This window comes from Mycolicibacterium litorale, from assembly GCF_010731695.1.
Classification (GTDB): Bacteria; Actinomycetota; Actinomycetes; order Mycobacteriales; family Mycobacteriaceae; genus Mycobacterium; species Mycobacterium litorale.
The window spans coordinates 1,031,012-1,046,881 of the sequence record NZ_AP022586.1 but is presented as its reverse complement, the minus strand read 5'-3'; the positions used below and the strand labels follow the sequence as shown (position 1 = coordinate 1,046,881).

General features: G+C 69.1%; 14 protein-coding genes and 1 pseudogene. 8 read left to right on the top strand and 7 right to left on the bottom strand.

From position 1 onward, the window contains the following. Positions 1-43 precede the first annotated feature (43 nt). Positions 44-1,843: pseudogene (locus tag G6N30_RS04900) on the top strand (DEDD exonuclease domain-containing protein); the annotation flags it as partial. On the opposite strand, the gene trpD reads toward G6N30_RS04900, so the two are convergent. Further along, a complete protein-coding gene (gene trpD / locus G6N30_RS26985) occupies positions 1,781-2,839 on the bottom strand; it encodes an anthranilate phosphoribosyltransferase (protein WP_234880362.1) in 1,059 nt (352 codons plus the stop codon). The pseudogene G6N30_RS04900 and the gene trpD overlap by 63 nt on opposite strands. Before the next feature lie 116 nt (positions 2,840-2,955). Here trpD and ctaE point away from each other — a divergent pair, with 116 nt between their 5' ends. The 4 genes from ctaE to qcrB are packed head-to-tail and all read left to right on the top strand — an operon-like array spanning position 2,956 to position 7,329. Beyond that, a complete protein-coding gene (gene ctaE / locus G6N30_RS04890) occupies positions 2,956-3,567 on the top strand; it encodes an aa3-type cytochrome oxidase subunit III (RefSeq protein ID WP_134060623.1) in 612 nt (203 codons plus the stop codon). A gap of 26 nt (positions 3,568-3,593) precedes the next feature. Then, a complete protein-coding gene (qcrC, locus tag G6N30_RS04885; RefSeq protein ID WP_134060624.1) occupies positions 3,594-4,397 on the top strand; it encodes a cytochrome bc1 complex diheme cytochrome c subunit in 804 nt (267 codons plus the stop codon). Positions 4,398-4,408: 11 nt separating this feature from the next. Then, positions 4,409-5,662: a cytochrome bc1 complex Rieske iron-sulfur subunit gene (qcrA, locus tag G6N30_RS04880; protein WP_163687406.1), complete on the top strand. Its 1,254-nt coding sequence runs from the start codon at positions 4,409-4,411 to the stop codon at positions 5,660-5,662. Continuing rightward, a complete protein-coding gene (gene qcrB / locus G6N30_RS04875) occupies positions 5,659-7,329 on the top strand; it encodes a cytochrome bc1 complex cytochrome b subunit (RefSeq protein WP_134060625.1) in 1,671 nt (556 codons plus the stop codon). The genes qcrA and qcrB overlap by 4 nt, the downstream gene beginning before the upstream one ends. Positions 7,330-7,570: 241 nt before the next feature. Here qcrB and G6N30_RS04870 read toward each other — a convergent pair whose 3' ends face one another. The 4 genes from G6N30_RS04870 to ctaC all read right to left on the bottom strand — a co-directional run bounded on the left by G6N30_RS04870 (position 7,571) and on the right by ctaC (position 10,740). Next, positions 7,571-8,194, bottom strand: a complete 624-nt coding sequence (locus G6N30_RS04870; protein ID WP_134060626.1) for a DUF2561 family protein — start codon at positions 8,192-8,194, stop codon at positions 7,571-7,573. Then, on the bottom strand, positions 8,194-9,090 hold the full coding sequence (locus G6N30_RS04865; RefSeq protein WP_134060627.1) for an MmpS family transport accessory protein: 897 nt from the start codon (positions 9,088-9,090) through the stop codon (positions 8,194-8,196). Before G6N30_RS04865 ends, G6N30_RS04870 begins: the two co-directional genes overlap by 1 nt. 162 nt (positions 9,091-9,252) lie before the next feature. Further along, complete coding sequence (locus G6N30_RS04860) at positions 9,253-9,672, bottom strand: cytochrome c oxidase subunit 4 (protein ID WP_134060628.1); 420 nt, start codon at positions 9,670-9,672, stop codon at positions 9,253-9,255. Positions 9,673-9,681: 9 nt separating this feature from the next. Next, complete coding sequence (gene ctaC / locus G6N30_RS04855; RefSeq protein WP_134060629.1) at positions 9,682-10,740, bottom strand: aa3-type cytochrome oxidase subunit II; 1,059 nt, start codon at positions 10,738-10,740, stop codon at positions 9,682-9,684. Between the two features lie 158 nt (positions 10,741-10,898). Between ctaC and asnB the strand changes: the two genes are divergently transcribed. Then, entirely contained in the window at positions 10,899-12,854 is a 1,956-nt protein-coding gene (gene asnB / locus G6N30_RS04850) for an asparagine synthase (glutamine-hydrolyzing) (protein ID WP_134060630.1), read from the top strand. Positions 12,855-12,869: 15 nt separating this feature from the next. On the opposite strand, the gene G6N30_RS04845 is transcribed toward asnB, so the two are convergent. Next, positions 12,870-13,844: a carbohydrate kinase family protein gene (locus G6N30_RS04845; protein WP_134060631.1), complete on the bottom strand. Its 975-nt coding sequence runs from the start codon at positions 13,842-13,844 to the stop codon at positions 12,870-12,872. A 170-nt stretch (positions 13,845-14,014) separates the two neighbouring features. Between G6N30_RS04845 and G6N30_RS04840 the strand changes: the two genes are divergently transcribed. Then, positions 14,015-14,653 carry an Rv0361 family membrane protein gene (locus tag G6N30_RS04840; protein WP_134060632.1) on the top strand — a complete coding sequence of 213 codons (639 nt, stop codon included), beginning with the start codon at positions 14,015-14,017 and terminating at the stop codon, positions 14,651-14,653. 16 nt (positions 14,654-14,669) lie between these two features. Here the strand turns inward: G6N30_RS04840 and G6N30_RS04835 are convergent, their stop codons facing one another. Further along, the gene (locus tag G6N30_RS04835; protein ID WP_134060633.1) at positions 14,670-15,032 is read right to left on the bottom strand and encodes a HesB/IscA family protein; all 363 of its coding nucleotides are present in this window, start codon (positions 15,030-15,032) and stop codon (positions 14,670-14,672) included. 152 nt (positions 15,033-15,184) lie between these two features. Here G6N30_RS04835 and G6N30_RS04830 point away from each other — a divergent pair, with 152 nt between their 5' ends. Continuing rightward, positions 15,185-15,862, top strand: coding sequence for a DUF3043 domain-containing protein (locus G6N30_RS04830; RefSeq protein WP_134060634.1), 678 nt, complete (start codon positions 15,185-15,187; stop codon positions 15,860-15,862). Positions 15,863-15,870: the final 8 nt, after the last annotated feature.

Genomic DNA, 15,870 nt, shown 5'->3' with positions numbered 1-15,870 from the left:
GTGGCACCGTCGCGCTGTCGGTGCGGTTCCCTACGTTTCTCGCATGGGTCAGCGCAGCGCCGGTGCCGGACAACCGGCCGAACAGCTGACATTCGACATGGAGGCGTTGTCGCTGAAGGACACCACGTTCGTCGTGGTGGACCTGGAGACCACCGGCGGCCGGGCCACCGGTGACCGGCCCGACGCGATCACCGAGATCGGTGCGGTGAAGGTCCGCGGCGGTGAGGTGCTCGGCGAGCTCGCGACGCTGGTCGACCCCGGCCGGGCGATCCCGCCGCAGATCGTCGCGCTGACCGGGATCACCACCGCGATGGTGTGCGCCGCTCCGCGTATCGAATCGGTACTGCCCGCCTTTCTCGAATTCGCCCGCGGCTCAGTGCTGGTGGCGCACAACGCCGGCTTCGACATCGGCTTCCTGCGGGCGGCCGCCGAACAGTGCCAACTGACCTGGCCGCGGCCGCCGGTGCTGTGCACGGTCAAGCTCGCGCGCCGGGTGCTCACCCGCGACGAGGCCCCCAGCGTGCGGTTGTCCGCCCTGGCCCAGCTGTTCCGCGCAAAGACGACGCCCACGCACCGCGCACTCGACGACGCCCGGGCCACGGTGGACGTCCTGCACGGGCTCATCGAGCGGATCGGCAACCAGGGCGTGCACAGCTATACCGACCTGCGCGCCTACCTGCCCGACGTGACACCGGCACAGCGCCGCAACCGCAGGCTCGCCGAAGGTCTGCCCCACCGGCCCGGGGTGTACCTGTTCCGCGGCCCCGGCGACGAGGTGCTCTACGTCGGCACCGCCGTCGACCTGCGCCGCCGCGTCGGGCAGTACTTCAGCGGAGCCGATCCACGGACGCGGATGAAGGAGATGGCGTCGCTGGCCACGCGCGTCGACCACGTCGAATGCGCCCACGACCTCGAGGCGGGGGTGCGGGAGCTGCGCCTGCTGGCCGCCCACGCGCCGCCGTACAACCGGCGGTCGAAGTTCCCGCAGCGCTGGTGGTGGATCGTGCTGACCGACGAGCCGTTCCCGCGCTTCTCGGTGGTGCGCGCCCCGCGCCACGGGTCGGCGGTCGGACCGTTCCGGGCCCGCGCCGACGCCGTGCAGACCGCCGAACTGCTCGCCCGGTTCACCGGGGTGCGCACCTGCGCCACCCGCCTGGCCCGCGCGGCCAGGCACGGTCCGGCCTGCCCGGAACGCGAACTGTCGCCGTGTCCGGCGCCGCGCGACATCGACGCGGCGGCGTACGCACCCGCCCCACGCCGCGCCGCCGACCTCATCGAGGGCCGCGACGACTCGGCGCTGTCCGCGGTGATCGACGGGATAGCGGCACTGGCCGCGGTCAACCGCTACGAGACCGCCGCGCGGCTGCGCGACCACGCCGCCATGGGCATCGAGGTGCTGTGGCGCGGACAGCGGCTGCGCTCGCTGGCCGAACAGACCGAGTTGGTCGCGGCCCGGCCGGACGGCAGCGGCGGGTGGGACCTCGCCATCGTCCGTCACGGGCGCCTCGCCGCTGCGGGCTGTGCCCGGCGCGGCGTGCCGCCGATGCCGGTCGTCGACGCGCTGACCGCCGCCGCGCAGACCGTGCTGCCCGAGCCGGCGCCGCTGGGCGGCGCACTGGTCGAGGAGACCGGGCTCATCGCCCGCTGGCTGGCCCAACCCGGGGTGCGCATCGTGCGGTGCGATCCCGGCTACGCCTCACCGATCGGCGCGGCGGGCCGCTGGCTGGAGTGGGCGGACACCGCCCGCTCGGCACGGCTGGCCGCCGAACAGCTCGACCCGTCAGAGCTTCTGAGTGAACCGCACCCAACGCGCGAGCAGCTGTTCGGCCGCGCCGGAGTCGATCGCCTCGGTGGCGCGGGCCAGACCGGTCTCCCAGGCGGGCACCCATTTGGCGTCGCTGGATAGCCCGGCGTGGGCGACCATGGCGCCCGCGGCGTTGAGGATCACCGCATCGCGCACCGCGCCCTTGGCGCCGCCGAGGACGGCGCGGACCTCCGCCGCGTTGTGTTCGGCGTCGCCGCCGACCAGTTCGGCCAGGTCGGCCCGCTGGAAGCCGAAGGCGGCCGGGTCGAACGTCAACCGCTCGACCGTGCCGGCCTGCACCCGCCAGATCGTGCTCGTCGTCGTGGTCGTCAACTCGTCGAGTCCGTCGTCGCCGTGCACCACCAGCACGCTCGAATTGCGGGAGGCGAACACACCGGCCATCACCTCGGCCAGCTCACCCCAGGCGCAGCCGATCAGCCCCGCCCGCGGACCCGCCGGGTTCGTCAACGGCCCGAGCAGGTTGAACACCGTGGGCACCCCGAGCTCGCGGCGCACCGCCGAGGCGTGCCGGTAGGACGGGTGGAAGTGCGGTGCGAACGCGAAGCCGATCCCGGTCTCGGCCACGCAGCGCACGACGTCGTCCGGGCCGAGGTCGATGCGGGCGCCGAGCGCCTCGAGTGTGTCGGCGCCGCCGGACAGCGACGACGCGGCGCGGTTGCCGTGCTTCACCACCGGAACACCGCTGGCGGCCACCACGATCGCCGCCATCGTCGACAGGTTCACGGTGTTGCAGCCGTCGCCGCCGGTGCCGACGATGTCGACGGTCTCGGTGCCGATCCGGTCGGTGGGCACCCGGCGGGCGTGCCGCAGCATCGTGTCGGCCAATTCGGTGACCTCCGCGGGCGTCGGCCGCTTGAGCTTCATCGCCACCGCGAAGCCGGCGATCTGCGCCGGAGTGGCCACGCCGGTCATGATCTGGTCCATCGCCCAACCGGCCTGACCGGTCGCCAGGTTCTGTCCGGTGGTCAACCGCCCCAAGATCTGCGGCCACGTGGGAGTATCAGTCACGCGCAGATGTTCCCACGGCGCTGGGAACTTCCCAAAGCACCGCCCGGTCGTTCCCAACGACACATGTGACGAATAGGCGACCCGGGTGGAGTTCGACAACTACAAAGCGTCATACTTCATGTGTGACGAGTGCTGTAGGGACCTCGGGAACCGCGATCACCTCGCGCGTGCATTCGCTGAACAGGCCGAATATGGTCAGTGTCGGCACCATCGTGTGGCTTTCCAGCGAGCTGATGTTCTTTGCTGGTCTGTTCGCGATGTACTTCACCGCACGTGCCCAGGCAGGCGGCGAGTGGCCGCCCCCGCCGACGGAACTGAACCTCGCGCTGGCGGTCCCCGTCACGCTGGTGCTGATCGCTTCGTCGTTCACCTGCCAGATGGGTGTGTTCGCCGCCGAGCGCGGTGACGTCTTCGGCCTGCGCCGCTGGTACGTCCTCACCTTCCTGATGGGCCTGTTCTTCGTGCTCGGCCAGGGCTACGAGTACCTGCACCTGGTGGAGCACGGCACCACGATCCCCGGCAGCGCCTACGGCTCGGTGTTCTACCTGGCCACCGGCTTCCACGGGCTGCACGTGATCGGCGGTCTGGTCGCCTTCCTGTTCCTGCTCGCCCGCACCAAGATGAGCAAGTTCACGCCGGCACAGGCCACCGCGGCGATCGTCGTGTCGTACTACTGGCACTTCGTCGACATCGTGTGGATCGCGCTGTTCGCCGTCATCTACTTCGTTCGATGATCCGCAAGCCGATGAGAAGGGGTTCGATGACCAGCAAGTCCCGCCGACGGTTCCGCCGGCGCCTGTCGGCAGCGGTGCTGCTGCTGGCCGGACTTGGCGTCGCAGGTGGCGTCGCCGCCACGCTGACGCCCGCACCGCAGGTCGCGGTCGCAGACGAGTCCCAGTCGGCGCTGCTGCGCACCGGCAAGGAGCTCTACGACCTGTCCTGCGTGAGCTGCCACGGCAGCAACCTGCAGGGTGTGGCGGACCGCGGGCCCAGCCTGGTCGGTGTCGGCGAGGCGGCGGTGTACTTCCAGGTCTCGACCGGCCGCATGCCCGCACGGCGCAACGAAGCCCAGGCGCCGGACAAGCCGGCCGACTTCGACGAGGCGCAGATCGACGCCCTCGGCGCCTACGTGCAGGCCAACGGCGGCGGCCCGGTCGTCCCCCGCGACGAGAACGGCGAGATCGCCAGCCAGTCGCTGATCGGCGACAACGTCGCCCGCGGTGGCGACCTGTTCCGCTTGAACTGCGCGTCGTGCCACAACTTCACCGGCCGGGGCGGCGCCCTGTCGTCGGGTAAGTACGCCCCCGAGCTCGAGGCGTCGCCGGCGCAGATCTACACCGCGATGCAGACCGGCCCGCAGAACATGCCCAAGTTCTCGGATCGTCAGCTCAGCCCGGAGGAGAAGCGGGACATCGTCGCCTACGTCGAGGAATCCCGCGAGACCCCGCCCCCCGGCGGGTACGGCCTCGGTGGCTTCGGCCCGACGTCCGAGGGTATGGCGGCGTGGATCATCGGCATGGTGGCCGTCATCGGTGCGGCTCTCTGGATCGGGGCACGGGCGTGAGTGACGAACGGATGAATGACGAACTGAGCGACGACGAGCGTCGGGCGGCCGCCAACACGCCCGGTGACGCACCGAAGGGCACCGACGCACCCGGCCACGCCGGCGTGCCGGGCCAGCCCACCGATGCCGAATTGGCGACGATGTCGCGTGAGGAACTCGTCGAACTCGGCGGCAAGCTCGACGGCGTCGAAACCGTCTTCAAGGAGCCGCGCTGGCCGGTTCCCGGCACCCGCGCCGAGAAACGTGCGGAGCGTTCGGTCGCGGCGTGGCTGCTGATCGGCGGCGTGGCCGGGCTGGCACTTCTGGTCGTGTTCCTGTTCTGGCCGTGGGAGTACCAGCCCTACGGCTCCGAGGGTGAGTTCCTGTACTCGCTGGCGACCCCGCTGTACGGCTTGCTCTTCGGGTTGTCGATCCTCGCGATCGGTATCGGCGCGGTGCTCTACCAGAAGCGGTTCATCCCCGAGGAGATCTCGATCCAGGACCGCCACGACGGCCGGTCCCCCGAGATCCAGCGCAAGACCGTCACCGCGCTGCTGGGTGATTCGCTCGAGGGTTCGACGATCCGGCGCCGCAAGATGATCGGTCTGTCGCTCGGCGTCGGGCTCGGCGCGTTCGGCCTCGGCACGGCGGTGGCGTTCATCGGCGGCCTGATCAAGAACCCGTGGAAGCCGGTCGTGCCGACCGCTGAAGGCCCCAAGGCCGTGCTGTGGACCTCCGGGTGGACCCCGCGGTTCCAGGGCGAGACCATCTACCTGGCTCGGGCGACCGGAAACACCGGGCACGGCAGCACTTTCGCGAAGATGCGCCCGGAGGATCTCGACGCCGGCGGTATGGAGACGGTGTACCCGTGGCGGGAATCCGACGGTGACGGCACCACCGTCGAGTCGAGCCACAAGAACACCGAGATCCTGATGGGCGTGCGGAATCCCGTGATGCTCATCCGTTTCCGCGCCGAGGACATGGCGAAGGTGGTCAAGCGCAAGGGTCAGGAGAGCTTCAACTTCGGTGAGTTCTTCGCCTACACGAAGATCTGCTCGCACCTGGGTTGCCCGTCGTCGCTGTATGAACAGCAGACCCACCGCATCCTGTGCCCGTGCCACCAGTCGCAGTTCGATGCGCTGCATTTCGCGAAACCCATATTCGGTCCGGCTGCGCGCGCCCTCGCGCAGTTGCCCATCACCATTGACCAGGACGGGTACCTGGTCGCCAACGGCGACTTCATCGAACCCGTCGGGCCGGCATTCTGGGAACGGAAGACATCATGAGTGCACAGAGTGGTTCCAAGGTGGCCGCCAGGCTCGCCGCACAGGGTGACGCGATCGATTCGCGCTACCACCCCTCGGCGGCGGTCCGTCGGCAGCTGAACAAGGTCTTCCCCACCCACTGGTCGTTCCTGCTGGGTGAGATCGCCTTGTACAGCTTCATCATCCTGCTGATCACCGGCGTCTGGCTGACCCTGTTCTTCGACCCGTCGATGGCAGAGGTCGTCTACGACGGCGTGTACCAGCCGTTGCGCGGTGTCGAGATGTCGCGGGCCTACGCCTCAGCGCTCGACATCAGCTTCGAGATCCGTGGCGGGCTGTTCGTCCGTCAGATCCACCACTGGGCCGCACTGCTTTTCGCGGCGTCGATCATGGTCCACCTCGCCCGCATCTTCTTCACCGGCGCATTCCGCCGGCCGCGCGAGGCCAACTGGGTCATCGGCTCGCTGCTGCTGATCCTGGCCATGTTCGAGGGCTTCTTCGGCTACTCGCTGCCCGACGACCTGCTCTCGGGCACCGGCCTGCGGGCCGCCCTGTCCGGCATCACGATGGGCATCCCGGTGGTCGGCACCTGGATGCACTGGGCGCTGTTCGGCGGCGACTTCCCCGGCACGATCATCATCCCGCGGCTCTACGCACTGCACATCCTGCTGATCCCGGGCATCATGCTCGCGCTCATCGCTGCCCACCTGGCGCTCGTGTGGTTCCAGAAGCACACGCAGTTCCCCGGCCCCGGTCGTACCGAAAAGAACGTCGTCGGCGTGCGCGTCATGCCGGTGTTCGCCGTGAAGTCCGGTGCGTTCTTCGCCGTCACGGTCGGCATCCTCGGCCTGATGGGCGGTCTGCTGCAGATCAACCCGATCTGGGTGCTGGGCCCGTACAAGCCGTCTCAGGTCTCCGCGGGCAGCCAGCCGGACTTCTACATGATGTGGACGGACGGCCTGATCCGCTTGTGGCCGGCGTGGGAGTTCTACATCGGCAACTACACGATCCCGCAGCCGGTGTGGATCGCGGTGCTGATGGGTCTGATCCTCGGGTTGCTGACGGTGTATCCGTTCCTGGAGAAGAAGTTGACCGGGGACGACGCCCACCACAACTTGTTGCAGCGCCCGCGTGACGCTCCGGTCCGCACCGCGATCGGCGCGATGGCGATCGCGTTCTACATCCTGCTGACGTTCGCCTGCATGAACGACATCATCGCGCTCAAGTTCCACATCTCGCTGAATGCGACGACGTGGATCGGGCGCATCGGCATGGTGGTTCTGCCGGTGATCGTCTACTACGTCACCTACCGGTGGGCGGTGTCGTTGCAGCGCAGCGACCGCGAGGTGCTCGAGCACGGTATCGAGACCGGCATCATCAAGCGGCTGCCGCACGGTGCGTACATCGAGCTGCACCAGCCGCTCGGACCGGTCGACGAGCACGGCCATCCGATTCCGCTGGAGTACCAGGGTGCTCCGCTGCCGAAGCGGATGAACAAGCTCGGCTCCGGTGGCGCTCCGGGCAGCGGCAGCTTCCTGTTCGCCGATCCGCTCGTCGAACACGAGGCGCTGACCGAGGCTTCGCACGCCTCACACCGCCGCGCGCTCACCGCTCTTCGCGAGCGGCAGGACGCGAACGGGTCCTCGAACGGGCACAGCGACGGCAACGGCTCGAACGGCCACCACTAGTTCGACACGAGACGGCCGCCGCGTTCCTCCCACCCGGAGGTCGCGGCGGCCGTTTCGTTGTGTGTGTGTGTGTTTGTGTGAGACGGCTGCGCGGTGGTCCGGACCGCTCCCCTCCCCCACCGGCGTCCTGGGTCTGCCGCGAGACTGAACTCACGCTGGCGACCACTCACACTTCCGCTGCATAGCTTCAGCCTCACGCGCGACGCACGCTCGCTCGGCGCAACCCGCGCCCAGCGCCTCGTCAGACCGACGGTTCGAGCAGTGCGCGCAGCTCGCGCAGATACCACCAGGGCGCAACTGGCATCGCCAGCGTGACCACGGCGGCCACCCCGTAGAGCACCCAGGAGATCGTGTCGTTGCCCACCGCCATCAGATAGGTGGCGGCGCCGATCGCGATGTTCGCGACACCCATCGCGATGCCGAGCACCAGTGCGCACTGCAGCCAGAGCCGGTCGATCGCGCCTCCCGGTTCGCCTGGCGACAGCCTGCTGGGCACCGGCTGCGCGACGGTGCTGACCGCGCGCATCTTCTCGGTCGCCGGTTCGCTTGCGGGCGTTGCCCTCTCGCGGGTGAGCACCACCGAGGCGGGCTCGCTCTGCGCCGTCCGCCGGGCCCGCAGCAGCAGCGGCACCGCTCCGATGATGACGACCGCCGACACTCCGATCACGGTGTACAGCAGCCAGGGCGTGTCGCCGTCGGACGAGACGGCGGGCCGGCTGCGGCCGAGTTCGGCGAGCGCCACGATCGCCGCCACCGCGGTGCCCAGCACGGCGAGCCAGACGGCCGCGCAGACCCCGAGCAGGATCCGGTTGAGTTTCTCGGCCGCCGCACCGGTACGGGCGGGGGCCGTGTCGCTGTAGGTCATCAGCAGCTCGTCTGTGCGGCGTTGCCGGTGTTGGAGGACAACACCGTTCCGTCGCTCGTCGTGATCGAACAGTTCAGCCTGCTGACCAGGAACAGGCTCGAGGCCTGGACCGACCCCACCTCGGACTGCGAGATCGGGGTGACGGTCAGCGACCACGGGATGTACACGTTGCGCTGGGTGCGGCGGCGTCCGGACGCGTCGACGTAGGTGACGGTGATGATGTCCCCGGGCGCCTTCGTCCCGGTCACCGAGTACGTCACCTGCCGCGGGCCGGCCGGTGTGGTGGTGGTCGGCGGCGGTGGGGGCGGCGGTGTCGTCGTCTCCGGCGCCGGCGGCGGCGCCTCGGTCGGCGGGGGCGGGGGCGGAGGCGGCGGCTCGGTGACCGTCACCGTCTCCGGCGGCGGCGGAGGCGGCGGTGGTTCGGTCGTCGTCGGCGGAGGCGGGGGTGGCGGCGGTGTGGTCGTGGTGATCTCGTCCTGCACCGGCGGCGTTGTGGTGGTGGTCGTCGACGGGTCGGCCAGCTGGTCGGTGTCGGTCTGGGTGACCAGCAGCGCCACCGACACGACCAGCGAGATCGCGGCGATGATCGCGGTGACACCGACCACCCACGGCCAGCGCGGTGGGGCCTGCTCCTCGACGAGGTCCGACACCGGTTCGTAGCTGTCGTAGTCGTACAGCCCGGCGTCGGCGGGCACGTAGGGACCGCTGCTGAACTGTTCGGATTCCGGCGCGGAGTACGCCTGCGCGTAGGACTCCGTCTGACCTGTGACGGGTGCCGGTTCGTCGACGGCGCCGACCTCTTCGGTCGCGTCGTCGGGTGCCGAGTGCCTGCCGCCCTCCCGTTCGGGCTGCTCCGGTCCCGGCGAGTCCGGCCCTGGGGGGTTCGGCCCGCTCATCTACGCCTATCCTTCTCGACTGCGTCACCGGCGCGGGCATGCGGCCTCAACGGCTCACCGCGCCTCGGCAACACTACCCAACGACGGGTGACCGGCGACCGTCACAGGCGGTTCGCCGGTCAGTGTTACCCGATTTGTGATCTTCCCGCCGTGACCCGTGGGTCAGTGCTTCTCGGGACCCCAGTGGTACTCGAAGACCAGGCCGCCGGCCGCGGCGAGCACGAACACGATGCCCGCGACGATCAACCAGGGCAGCCACAGCGCGGCGCCCACCGCTGCGGTGGAGAAGGCCATCGCGATCAGGATCGGCCACCAGCTGTGCGGCGCGAAGAACCCGAGTTCCCCGGCGCCGTCGCTGATCTCGGCGTCCTCGTAGTCCTCGGGCCGAGTATCGAGACGCCGGGCCACGAAGCGGAAGAACGTGCCGGTGATCAGCGTCAGTCCGGTGGTCAGCACCAGCGCGGTGGTACCAGCCCACTCGACGCCGCCGCCGCCGAACATCGCGGTCAGCGTGGCGTACACGATGGCCGACAGCGCGAAGAACGCGGTCAGGAATTCGAACAACCTGGCTTCGATATGCATCGCGAAGTCCTACCTGCTCGCTTGCGGGGCCATCTCGCCGCGCCGCGTGTCGAACGGCCGGGTGGTGACGGCGGTGGGTGACTGGTTGATGGCGATCAGCGCCTCGGCGTTGGTCTTCCCCGCGATGCGCTGGTCCATGTACGCCTTGAAGTCGTTGGGCTCGACCACGCGGACCTCGAAGTTCATCATCGCGTGGTACGTGCCGCACATCTCGGTGCACCGCCCGACGAACGCCCCGGTCTCCATGATCTCGCTGATCTGGAAGATGTTGTCGGAGTTGTTCTGCTGCGGGTTCGGCAGCACGTCCCGCTTGAACAGGAACTCCGGCACCCAGAAGCCGTGCACGACGTCGGCGGAGGCGATGCGGAACTCGATGCGCTTGCCGGCCGGCAGCACCAGAACCGGGATCTCGGTGCTGGTCCCCAGCGTCTCGACCTTGTCGTACGCCAGGTAGCTGCGGTCCTCGGGGTTCTGGCCCGCGATCGCACCGTGTTCGGTGTGGGCGGTCTCCTCCTCGCCGGTCGCCCCGGCTCCCTCGCCACCCGGGCGGGAGGCGACCGCGGCGCTGCGCTCGTCGTCGGCGCCGTCGTAGGCGACGGTGCCGTCGCTGAAATTGACCTTGTTGTAGCCGAACTTCCAGTTCCACTGGAACGCCGTCACGTCGACGACGACCTCGGGGTTGTCCTCCTTGGCCAGCATCTGCTCCTGGACCACGACGGTGAAGTAGAACAGCACCGAGATGATGAGGAACGGGATGACCGTCAGCGCCAACTCCAGCGGCATGTTGTAGCCGAACTGACGTGGCAGCTCCGTGTCGGACGCCTTCTTACGGTGGAACGCGCTGGTCCAGAAGATCAGCACGTAGACGATGCCGCCCACGACGAGCGCGGCGATCATCGAGCCGATCCACAGTTCCCGGTTGAGATGCGCCTCGGGCGTGATGCCCTTCGGCCAGCCCAGACCGAGCACGTCTGACCAGCTGCAGCCGCTCAGCACCAGTGCAGTGGCACCCAGAACCACCACCAGTGCGGCTTTTCGTGCCACCGCCTTCAGCCCGCGAGGGGTCACGTTGGCGCCTCCTAGAGTCCGCTAAGCCGACCGCTGCGCGGTCCATGCCACCGTTGAATACTACGCAGCGTAGACCACGCCCGGGTGGCGGTCTCGACACACCCGACCTTTGTGTGCCGTCGTGCTCGATCGCCGACGCATTGGGCATACTTGGCGCCGTGTGCGGACTGCTGGCGTTCCTGAAAGACCCGTCCGCGCAGCCCTCCCCCGCGCTGGTCGGCGCGGTTTCGGGGGCTGCTGAGCTGATGCGTCACCGAGGGCCCGACGAACCGGGAACCTGGTCTGACGACACCGCGGACCCGGGCATCGTGTTGGGCTTCAACCGGTTGTCGATCATCGACATCGCGCACAGCCACCAGCCGCTGCGCTGGGGGCCGCCCGAGACGCCGCATCGCTACGTCCTGGTGTTCAACGGCGAGATCTACAACTACCTCGAGCTGCGCCGCGAGCTGGCCGAGAGCCACGGCGCCGAATTCGCCACCGACGGCGACGGCGAGGCGATCATCGCCGCCTACCACCACTGGGGTCCGGCCGCGCTGTCCCGCCTGCGCGGCATGTTCGCGTTCGCGCTGTGGGACACCGTCGAGGGAGAACTGCTCTGCGCCCGCGACCCGTTCGGCATCAAACCGCTCTACCTCGCGACCGGCCCCGGCGGCACCGCGGTCGGCAGCGAGAAGAAGTGCCTGCTCGCGGTGGCCGGCGAGCTCGGATTCGACACCGGCATCGACGACCGCGCCGTACAGCACTACACCGTCCTGCAGTACGTCCCCGAACCCGAGACGCTGCAGCGCGGTGTGCGCCGGCTGGAGTCCGGCAGTTACCTGCGGATGCGCCCGGGCCAGGCGCCGGTGGTGACCCGCTACTTCACCCCGCGCTTCGACGCGGTGCCTTTTCGCGCCGGTTCGGCTCCAGGCGCCGAGCAGGCCCGCTACGACGAGATCACCGCGGTCCTCGAGGACTCCGTCGCCAAGCACATGCGCGCCGACGTCACGGTCGGCGCCTTCCTCTCGGGCGGTATCGACTCGACGGCGATCGCCGCGCTCGCGATGCGGCACAACCCGCGGCTCATCACGTTCACCACCGGCTTCGAGCGCGAGGGTTTCTCCGAGGTCGACGTCGCGGTCGCGTCCGCGGAGGCGATCGGCGCCCGCCACGTCACCAAGGTCGTCAGCCAGGCCGAGTTCGTCGAGGCGCTGCCCGCCATCGTCTGGTACCTGGACGAGCCGGTGGCCGATCCGGCGCTGGTGCCGCTGTACTTCATCGCCCGCGAAGCGCGTAAGCACGTCAAGGTGGTGCTCTCGGGCGAGGGCGCCGACGAGCTGTTCGGCGGCTACACCATCTACCGCGAGCCGCTGTCGCTGCGCGCATTCGACTATCTGCCCCGCCCGGTGCGCCGCTCACTACGCCGGGCGTCGGCTCCGCTGCCGGAGGGGATGCGCGGCAAGAGCCTGCTGCACCGCGGGTCGCAGACCCTCGAGGAGCGCTACTACGGCAACGCGCGCAGCTTCTCCGACGAACAACTGCGGGCCGTGCTGCGGCGCTTCTCCCCCGACTGGACGCACACCGACGTCACCGCGGCGCTCTATCGGGAGTCCGACGGCTGGGATCCGGTGGCGCGCATGCAGCACATCGACCTGTTCACCTGGCTGCGCGGCGACATCCTGGTCAAGGCCGACAAGATGACCATGGCCAACTCACTGGAGCTGCGGGTGCCGTTCCTCGATCCCGAGGTGTTCGCGGTGGCGTCGCGGTTGCCGCTGGAACAGAAGATCACCAGGGCCACCACCAAGTTCGCGCTGCGCCGTGCGCTGGAACCGGTGGTGCCCGCGCATGTGCTCAACCGGCCCAAGCTGGGCTTCCCGGTGCCGATCCGGCACTGGTTGCGCGCCGGCGAACTGCTGGAATGGGCCTACGAGACGGTGGCGGCCGCACAGACCGGCGACCTGATCGACGCCGACGCGGTGCGCACGATGCTCGACGAGCACCGCACCGGGGTCAGCGATCACAGCCGCCGGTTGTGGACCGTGCTGATCTTCATGCTGTGGCATGCGATCTTCATCGAGGGTCGGGTCACCCCGCAGATCAGCGAGCCGCACTATCCCGTCCAGCTCTAGAGAAGCGCTTCGGCTCTAGGCGAGCGCCTCGGCGATGTCCTTGGCGGCGTCGGCGCCGTAGGCGTCGGACAGGCGGGCCAGACCGGCGTCCTTGTCCCAGGTCCACTCCTGCGGGCCGGGCGCTTCGAGGACGAGCGTCGCGACGAGCGAGGCCAGCTGCGCGGCGCGCTCGAGGCTCAGCCCCGCGCTGCGGCCGGTGAGGAATCCGGCGCGGAACGCGTCGCCGATGCCCGTCGGGTCTTCCTTGTGGGTCTCCGGAACCACATCGACGTGGACAAAGGTGCCGTCGCGGCCGACCAGATCGACACCCTTCTCGCCGAGTGTGGTGACGCGCAGCTGGATCTGCTGCATGACCTCTGCCTCCGACCAGCCGGACTTCTGCAGCAGCAGGTCCCACTCGTAGTCGTTGGTGAACAGGTAGGTGGCGCCGTCGATCAGTTTGCGGATCTCCTCGCCCGACAACCGGGCCAGCTGCTGGCTGGGGTCGGCGGCGAACGCCAGGCCCAGGGTCCGGCACTCCTCGGTGAGCAGGAACATCGCGTCAGGGTCGTTGGCGCCGATGATCACCAGGTCCGGCTTGCCGGTGCGGGCGACCACGTCGGCCAGCTTGAGGTTGCGCGATTCGGACATCGCGCCCGGGTAGAACGACGCGAGCTGCGCCATGTCGTCGTCGGTGGTGCAGACGAAACGTGCGGTGTAGGCGGTCTCGGAGACCAGCACGCTGTCGCAGTCCACGCCGTGCGCCGTCAGCCAGCCGCGGTACTCGTCGAAGTCCTTGCCGACCGCACCGACGAGGATGGGCGCTCCGCCGAGGACGCCCATGGCGTAGGCCATGTTCCCGGCGACGCCGCCGCGGTGGATGACCAGGTCGTCGACGAGGAAGCTCAGCGACACCTTCTGCAGGTGTTCGGCCAGCAACTGGTCGGCGAAGCGGCCCGGGAATCGCATCAGATGGTCGGTCGCAATGGACCCGGTCACCGCAATGGTCACGAAATGTCACCCTTCGTTTCGTTAACTCGACTACACACCCTAGCGGCCGGGCCTGGGACCCGTCGTCCCCCGGGCGGCACACCGATGGTGCGCTAACCTGCGTACAAGTGCCCGCGCGGTCACTGTAGCCAGGCGATCTGATCTCACAATTCCTTGGAGCGACATTCTTGATGGCTGGTCCGTACCCGTATCCGGAGCCCTATCCCCAGCAACCGCTTCCGCCGCAGCAAGGTGCACCGCAACCTTATCCGGGCCAGGTGCCTGCGGCATATCCGGGCATGCTGCCGCCGCCGGTGCAGTATCCGAAGCGGGGCCGCAAACGGCTGCTGTGGGCGCTGCTCGCGGCGCTGGTGGTGGCGGCGCTGGTGGCCGTGGTCGTCGTCGCGAGCCGCGACAGCGGTGAACCGCGGACCTCCGGACCGCTCAGCGACGCGGCGGCCCGCACGGCCATCCAGGGATATCTCGATGCGTTGGCCAACGGCGATGACGAGCAGATCGCGCGGCATGCGCTGTGCGGGCTGTTCGACGCGGTGAAGGAGAAGCGGTCCGATCTGGCGCTGGCCGGTCTGGCCGGCGACGCGTTCCGCAAGCAGTTCAGCCGCGCCGAGGTGACGTCGATCGACACGATCGTGCCGTGGTCGGCCAATCAGGCACAGGTGCTGTTCACGATGCGCGTGGCGCCTGCCCGCGGCTCAGCCCGCGGGCAGCAGCCCCCCAACGAGGAGGAGCAGGCGGTCGCCCAGCTGCTCATCCGCAACAACGACGTGCTGGTCTGCTCGTACCTGCTGCGCACCGGCAGCCAGTACTAGACCGTCAGTTGAACGATCAGTTGAACGAGTCGCCGCAGGCGCAGGAGCCGGTGGCGTTCGGGTTGTCGATCGTGAAGCCCTGCTTCTCGATGGTGTCGACGAAGTCGATCGTGGCGCCCTGCACGTAGGGGGCGCTCATCCGGTCGACGGTCAGCGTGACGCCGCCGAAGTCACCGGTCAGGTCGCCGTCGAGCGTCCGGTCGTCGAAGAACAGGTTGTAACGCAGGCCGGCGCATCCGCCCGGCTGCACGGCGATGCGCAGCGCCAGGTCGTCACGGCCCTCCTGGTCGAGCAGGGCCTTCGCCTTGGCGGCCGCGGCGTCGGTGAGCAGCACACCGTGGGTTGCGGTGGCGGTCGCCGACTCGTCCTGAACAGTCATTGCTCTCCCTTTGCATCCCTGCTGTGGTTTCGGGGGACCGCACGGCGAAACCCGCTGGCGGTCCACTACCTCAACGGTACCTTGCTTCGGCGCTATTCCCGAGGTGACTCCCGCCGGCCCGCGGCCCGTCGACCGGCAAGTAATCTGACGGTGTGAAACTGCTGGGCCGGAGAAGCGATGACGAGCAACCCGAGGACGCCGCCGTGGCCGATTCGCCGGCGAGTTCCGTCCCCGGGCCGGACAGCAGGGAGCGCAGGACCGCGCCGAAGGGCAGGCCGACCCCCAAACGCGACGCCGCCAAGCGCCGCGGGCCGGTGGCGCCCGCACCGCTGACGGCCGCCGAAGCGCGCAAACGCCGCAAGGAACTGCGCGGGCCCAAACTGAGCAAGGAAGAGCGCAAGGCCGAGAAGATCGAACGCCGCGCCTCGATGGCGGAGCGCCGCGAGAAGATGATGGCCGGCGACGACGCCTACCTGCTCCCCCGCGACAAGGGCCCGGTGCGACGGTACGTACGCGATGTGGTCGATTCGCGGCGCAATGTGCTCGGGCTGTTCATGCCCGCCGCGCTGGCGCTGATCTTCGTGATGCTCGCCGTGCCGTCGATCGAGGTGCAGCGGCTGCTGTCGCCGGCGATGCTCGTACTGGTGCTGATCATGATCATCGACGGCTTCATCGTGGGCCGCAAGGTCAACCGCATGGTCGACGAGAAGTTCCCGGACAACACCGAGACGGGTTGGAAGCTGGGCTTCTACGCGGCCAGCCGGGCCTCGCAGCTGCGCCGGATGCGCGCACCGCGGCCGCAGGTCGAGCGCGGCGCCAAAGTCGCCTGAGCGACCAG